The 6853-nt window shown below is 48.3% G+C and carries 6 protein-coding genes and 1 pseudogene; 4 read left to right on the forward strand and 3 right to left on the reverse strand.

Annotation, left to right across the window (positions count from 1 at the left end):
* The first annotated feature begins 252 nt into the window (after positions 1–252).
* Genes E5329_RS27640 through E5329_RS27650 form a run of 3 tightly spaced genes read left to right on the forward strand, consistent with a single transcriptional unit; the run spans position 253 to position 3308 of the window.
* Complete coding sequence (locus E5329_RS27640) at positions 253–2217, forward strand: thioredoxin domain-containing protein (RefSeq protein WP_275443825.1); 1965 nt, start codon at positions 253–255, stop codon at positions 2215–2217.
* A 15-nt stretch (positions 2218–2232) separates the two neighbouring features.
* Positions 2233–3129, forward strand: coding sequence for an RNA polymerase sigma factor RpoD (locus tag E5329_RS27645; RefSeq protein WP_135992370.1), 897 nt, complete (start codon positions 2233–2235; stop codon positions 3127–3129).
* Positions 3126–3308, forward strand: a complete 183-nt coding sequence (locus E5329_RS27650; RefSeq protein WP_135992371.1) for a chorismate--pyruvate lyase — start codon at positions 3126–3128, stop codon at positions 3306–3308. Before E5329_RS27645 ends, E5329_RS27650 begins: the two co-directional genes overlap by 4 nt.
* A 21-nt stretch (positions 3309–3329) precedes the next feature.
* Here the strand turns inward: E5329_RS27650 and E5329_RS27655 are convergent, their stop codons facing one another.
* The 3 genes from E5329_RS27655 to E5329_RS27665 form a co-directional block, all read right to left on the reverse strand.
* The gene (locus E5329_RS27655) at positions 3330–4685 is read right to left on the reverse strand and encodes an MATE family efflux transporter (RefSeq protein WP_135992372.1); all 1356 of its coding nucleotides are present in this window, start codon (positions 4683–4685) and stop codon (positions 3330–3332) included.
* Between the two features lie 272 nt (positions 4686–4957).
* Entirely contained in the window at positions 4958–5563 is a 606-nt protein-coding gene (locus E5329_RS27660) for a dipicolinate synthase subunit B (protein WP_135992373.1), read from the reverse strand.
* Positions 5553–6425: a dipicolinate synthase subunit DpsA gene (locus tag E5329_RS27665; RefSeq protein WP_135992374.1), complete on the reverse strand. Its 873-nt coding sequence runs from the start codon at positions 6423–6425 to the stop codon at positions 5553–5555. The genes E5329_RS27660 and E5329_RS27665 overlap by 11 nt, the downstream gene beginning before the upstream one ends.
* A gap of 220 nt (positions 6426–6645) precedes the next feature.
* Here E5329_RS27665 and E5329_RS32395 point away from each other — a divergent pair.
* A pseudogene (locus tag E5329_RS32395) lies at positions 6646–6798 on the forward strand (Uma2 family endonuclease); the annotation flags it as partial.
* Positions 6799–6853: the final 55 nt, after the last annotated feature.

Below are 6853 nucleotides of genomic sequence, written 5' to 3' on the forward strand. Positions count from 1 at the left end.
TAATTCCCCCATGAATGGGGGCTAGGGGGCTGAAGTGTCGAAGACACTTTTTTATACCCGATTAATGACGGGGACTTTGGGGGAATGGAAGATTTCTACGGAAATGGGGCGGCTGGCCGCGCTTGGCGCAGATGCAATAATTAATCGTTATTGAAATATATTTTCTAAATTTTCCCAGTTTTGGAATCCGTGAAATAGCAGATATTATACCAGAGACAATTTGAATCTGAGGTGATAAAACTGAGAAATCATTTGAAAAATCAAACAAGCCCTTATTTGCTGCAGCATGCAAGGCATCCGATCGAATGGTATCCCTGGTGCGAGGAAGCATTTGAGCGGGCAAAAAAAGAAGACAAGCCGATATTTTTAAGCATTGGCTACAGCACCTGCCACTGGTGCCATGTGATGGCTCATGAGAATTTTGAAGATGAAGAGGTGGCGAAAGAGCTGAATCAGAATTATATTTCTATTAAAGTGGACAGAGAGGAACGGCCGGATATAGACAGCATTTACATGACAGCCTGCGTGATGTTTACCGGCAGCGGCGGATGGCCGGCCAGCCTTTTTCTGACGCCGGACCAGAAGCCTTTTTATGCCGGAACTTATTTTCCAAAAGAAAGCGCTTACGGACAGATTGGATTTTTGGATTTGCTGCGGGCTTTAAGCAAACGCTGGAGCCAGGACAGGCAGAACTTGATAGAGTCTGCCGAAGAACTAAGCGGGCAGCTTAACAAAGAGCAAAAAACAGAGAAATCAAAGCTTTCCTGGCAGCATTTATCCCTGCAGGCGGTGCGGCGGTTCAAAGTCAGCTTTGACGAAGTGAATGGCGGATTTGGCGATGCTCCCAAATTTCCTATGGCCCACAATCTAATGTTTCTGATGGAATATTATCGGGTGAACCGGGACAGGCGCGCCCTGGAAATGGCGGAAAAAACTCTGGTGCAGATGTACCGGGGTGGGCTGTTTGACCATATCGGCGGCGGCTTTTCCAGATATTCCACCGATCCATATTTTCTGGTGCCTCATTTTGAGAAAATGCTGTATGACAACGCCCTTCTCCTTATGGCGTACACCCAGGCATATTCCATCACCGGAAAAGAAATTTACCGGGAGGTCGTTCGCAAAACGGCTCAGTATATCCAGCGTGAAATGACAGATCCCTACGGCGGCTTTTATTCGGCCCAGGATGCGGACAGCCAGGGAGAGGAAGGAAAATATTATGTTTTTGCCTGCGAAGAGCTTACTTCTCTGCTGGGGGCTTCTGCTGGAAGGAAATTTAATGAATATTTTAATATTACCAAAGAAGGGAATTTTGAAGGGAATAGCATACCCAATCGGCTGAAGGATACTGGCACGGAGGAAATGCTGCAGATCTGCGGCATGGAGGATGAGTATTCCCACACAGAACCGGAACGGCTTCTGCCTAAGGTTTACGCATATCGGAAGCAGCGCTATCAGTTGTTTTTGGATGATAAGATCCTTACTTCCTGGAACGGCTTAATGATAGGGGCATTTGCCAGAATGTACCGGATTTTCGGACAGGACGGCTATCTGAGTCAGGCAAAGGCAGCCTGTGAGTTTTTGGAAAAGCAGAGGAAGGAAGCAGATTCTCTGTTTGTAAGCTGCCGCAGAGGCCACTGCCAGGGCAAAGGGTTTCTGGAAGACTATGCCTTCTATGGATTTGGGCTGATTGAACTTTATGGCGCTTCCCTGGAGCCAAAATACTTGGAAATGGCAGAGGGGTACTGCCAGAAGGCATGGGAATTGTTTGCGGATCAGGAAAAAGGCGGGTATTTCCTTTACGGGACGGAAAATGAATCTTTGATTGCATCCCAAAAGGAGACGTATGACGGCGCAGTTCCCAGCGGAAATTCTGTAATGGCCTATAATTTGGTGAAGCTGTGGCAGATTACCGGAAAGGAAGGCTGGAGGGAGCAGGCGGTAAGGCAGTTGAATTTCCTTTCCTTTTTTGCGGAAAAGTATCCGGAAGGCCAAAGTTTTTCCCTGCTGGCGGCTCTTTTATATCAGAATCCACCGGAACATATTGTCGGAGTGCTGAAGGAAGAGAAGGATTTGAAACGACTGCAGAAGATGTACGGAAAGGAAGCGGATCTTGTAGCGCTGTGGGAAGAAAGCGAGGAGTATGAGAGGATTAATAACCGGGCGACTCTGTATATCTGCAGAGAAGGAAGCTGCAGGCCGCCGGTCAATTTGTAAAAGCGATCAGCGGCAGTGAAACAGTGGGCCGCAGTGTTTACGGTTTTGAATCTGTCTGCTAAGAAAAAGCTGACAAAAACCATATCCCATGGTACAATGTCAGGGAAAGAACAGGAGGAGTTTATGGTAGACAAAGCATTATTTATGGAAACACTGCGCGCTGTCCAAGAGGTAGCAAAGGCTTCTCAGGAGCCTATGGGCCGGGAGGAGATTCAGGAATATTTTAAGGATATGGAATTGTCGCCCCAGCAGCAGGAGATGATTTATCAATATTTTCAGGAGCCCATGGAGAAACCTATATCGGAAGAAACCGGGCGGACGTCTCAACAGACAAAAAATAAAAAATCCTCAGGGGGCAGGAAGGATCATACCAGACATTATCAGATGTACCTCAATGAAATCAATCATATTTCCGAGTTATCCCGGGAAGGGAAAGAGGAAGTGTACCGGAAGCTTTTGGAGGGAGACTCCTCGGCGGTTTCCGTGATTTCCACCCAATGGCTGAAAAGGATTACAGAGATTGCAGGGGCTTATGTGACGGGCCGGGCATTGGTGGAGGATTTGGTGCAGGAAGGAAATATGGGGCTTTTGCTGGGAATGGAACAGCTGCTTGGAGCAGGTGATCAGTACCGGGAGCTGGCCTTAGACAGCGGCGCCATGGAGCGGAAACTGGAGGCTTATGTCCGGGAAGCCATGGAGCAGTACCGCCAGGAAACGGAAGGGACGGATCACGGCGAAAGCAGCATCCTGGCGAAGGTCAATCTGGTCTATGAGGCACAGAAGGCGCTGGCCGAGGAGAACGGAACCATCCCGGGAATGGAGGAATTAAGCGATTACACACGGATTCCTGTGGATGAAATTTGTGACATTATGGCGTTGTCCTGCAAGAAAGGGGAAGGAGAAAAACTATGAATTTTGGACCAATGGAATATACAGTGGCGCGGATTGACGGCGATTACGCATATTTGCAGCAGGCCGATCATCCGGCGGAAGAACTGAAATGTGTGGCAAGGGCGTTGCTGCCGCCGGAAATTGCAGAGGGCTCTCAGCTCCATTATGAAATGATGGAATATACCCTGAAAAATAGGTGAGAGAAATTGGTACAGTTGTTTTTACCATTGAAACCGCTGCTGCCGATATACCAGCAAAGCGCCTCTTACACACAGCTCCAGACACATGGCAAACCAGACGCCTAAAAGTCCCCACTGTCCCACCAGTAAGACCGAGACAGTCAACCGGACGCCCCAGATGCTGGCCAGGTTTAACAGACACGGAATCAGGGAGTCGCCTGCGCCTCTAAGGGCTCCGGAAGCCACAATAGAAGCGGCGTAGAAGGGTTCCGCAAATAATTCAATCCGCAGCGCCTCAGACGCTAAGGACTGTACCTGAGGGTCTGGCGTCAGCATCCTGAAAATCCAAGGACATATAAAATACATCAGAATCCCGGCAAGTGTCATAATCAGGCAGCCTAACAGCGTTGACAGATTGGAAAAGCTTTTGGCCAGTGTTTTTCTGCCTGCCCCAACGCTCTGGCCAACCAGTGTAGTTGCGGCGTTGGCAATTCCGTAGCCTGGCATATAGCAGATACTTTCTGCCGTAACCGCAATGGAGTTGGCCGCCATGGCAATTGTGCCCAGAGGCGCAATGATGCGGGTAGAAAGGATCATTGCGCCGCAGATGGCAATATGTTCAAATCCCATAGGCAGCCCAATGGATATCATGCGGGACAAAATGTCTTTGCGAAAGGGGCATGGTTCTTTGCGGTTGATTTTAAGGCTGGGAGAGCGAAAGCACACAGCCCAGAGCTTGGCAAAACAGATTGCCACTGCAGCCAGTGCAGTGCCCAAAGCAGCGCCGGGTACGCCCCAGAATTGAATAAACAGCATGTTAAAAATTACGTCCAGGCCGCACATGGCTGCATCCAGGATGGCCGGGGTTCTCATATTTCCGCTGCATTGAAGCATGGAGCCGGCCAGGCTCTGGAGTTGGAAAGCAGGAAGGGAGCAGGAATAGATCAGAAAATAGGCAGAAGCGTTCTGCCGGATGTCTGTTCCCGCCCCAAGCCATATGGGAAGAGGTTTGCTTATGATAATTCCTGCCGTCATCAGGATTCCTGAGAAACACAGGGCAAATATCAATGCGTGTTTTAATATCTGCCTTGCTTCTTTGTCTTGTCCTGCTCCGATTCGCTGGGCAGCCTGTACGGCAAATCCGGTAGATACCGCACTGCACAAGCCGTTTAACAGCCATGTGCTGGTGGAGACTACGCCGATGGCTGCAGATGCGCCGGCGCCTAAATTTCCCACCATTGCAGTATCAATATACTGCATCATAATGGAGGTAAGCTGCGCTAAAATTGCCGGAACGCTGAAGCGCCATACGGCAGATAATTTCTGTATTCGGCCTGGGTCCTGATTCTGTCTTAACATAGAGGCAAGTAATTGTTCATTTGCTGTGCTTTTTTTCATTTTATAATACCTTTCCAGCTTGCTTAGGAACTGTTCGGCGCGTTGTATGGACATCCATACTATGAAAGGAGAGGTTTTTATCGTAATATTATGCAACATTATGTTCAGGTTTGTTGAGAGATTTTAATGTTATCATGATCATAAAACCTATCCTTTTCAGACTTGTCCGAATGCAATATTATTATTATACATAACATCCCCCATGAATTCAATTTTTTTGTGGCATATATGGGATATTTCGCAAAAATACCCCGTATATGCCATAAATTGTATCAGGAAAACGCGCCGTGGGGGCTTCGGATCACCGGCTGAATCTGTTTGCCCATCAGCGCGCATTCGATGGTTTCCGGCAGAAGCTCTGTGAAGGCAGTCATGGAATTGGGTTTTGCCTGATAGTCATCCTGGCCGAAAGGAACGAAATAGATGTTCTTGGAGTTTAAAAGGATGCCGATGTTTTTCAGGTTCATGCCCAGAGCGTCGTTGGTGGATAAGGAAAGCACCAGGGGCCGGTTGTTGCGCAGGTGAGATTTGGCCGCCATCAGCACCGGCGTATCAGAAATGCCGTTGGCCAGTTTGGATAAGGTATTTCCGGTACAGGGAGCGATAACGAGAATATCCGTCAATCCTTTGGGGCCGATGGGCTCTGCTCCCGGAATTGTGGTGATAGGTTCCTTGCCGGTAAGGTTTTTTGCCCGTTCCAGAAAAGAGGCGCTTGTGCCGAACCTGGAATCCAGATGGGAGGCGTTCAGGGAAAATACAGGCAGCAGGCTGGCTCCGGTTTTCTTTAATTCTTCCAGTGCGGTGAAAATTTTTTCGTAGGTGCAGAAGGAACCGGTAAAACCGATCCCGATGGATTTATCGTGAAAATCATATGACATAATCTGTAATCCTTTCTATTATTTTTCCCGTGGCCTGCCCGGCAGTGACCGGGGAAAAGCGTCCCGGAAGACCGGGAAGCCTGAAATAAGGCAGCAGATAATTCTCCGTTACATTTCCGGGAAAACCATAGGGAGAGGATGCAATGTCAAAAATATGGCAGGAGCCTGGAAGCTCCTGAATCCATTCAGGTTCCAACACTGCAGCGGGGATGGTGTTGATAACCAGATTGCAGCGAGGCAGCACCGTGGAAAAATCTTCTTTCTGGATGGGACAGATTCCTTTCTTTTCTGCCAATAACTGCTTTTCCTGATCCTGTTCTAGCAGATAGATGCCGCGGCACAGAGGATGCAAAAGCGTGCCGATGGCAGAGCCGCAGCAGCCGTATCCCAGAAGAAGCGTCCGGGCTGAGGACAGGGAAAAGGGCGTATAACGGATCAGTTCGGATAAAAGTCCTTCTGCAGTAAGCAGGGCGTTTTCCCCTGCGAAGGCAGACGTCTGGGAGAACTGGAAGACTTTGCATTCTTTTTCTTCTAATTTATGCAGGTTATCCGAAGACAGGCTGTATGCGGCAACAATCTGACCGGGTTTTAAGAATTTCCATAATTCATGGAAAGGGCATGGGGCGAGCTGTTCGTCTGCCTGAAATAAGTGGACGCCGTCTTTGGAAAAAGGCGTTGGCAGCAGGGCAATGTCTGCATGTTCCAGCGCCTGCGCCAGGTCATCTTCCAGGATGATCCCAGAGCTGCATGGGAAATCCGGGGTGTGGAAGCAGGTTACATTCCAGCCGCAGGAAAGGAGGTATTCTGCTGTGTAGCATTGCCGCAGATCTCCGCCGAGGATTGCAATGGATGGTTTTGCCATATGCTTCCTCCAATTTATATTATCTCTACAGTATATGAAAAAAAGGAAAAATGGTGTCTGGCTCCGTTTTTGATGGGAGCAATTCCAAGGGCGTTTTAACGCTTTGTCGTTTTGTCCGTGTCTGAATGCCTGGAATAAGGAAAAGCCGAGTTTGGGCAGATTATTTATTGTATTATACAGAAATGTAAGCTATCATTAAGTTCAGAAAGTAAGTGTTGCTATGGATCAGGCAATATCTCAAGAAAGGATCTGCACGATTGATGATATTTACGCCTTGCCAGACGGCCAACAGGCAGAGCTTATTGACGGCCAGATATACTATATGGCGCCGCCAGGCGCCAAACATCAGAGAATCTTATCATTTTTACACTTAGGAACTGTCGCAAAATAAAATGTACTATTTGAACCCACGTATTACATAGTTCCAT

The organism is Petralouisia muris, assembly GCF_004793545.1.
In the GTDB taxonomy this organism is placed as follows: Bacteria; Bacillota; Clostridia; order Lachnospirales; family Lachnospiraceae; genus Petralouisia; species Petralouisia muris.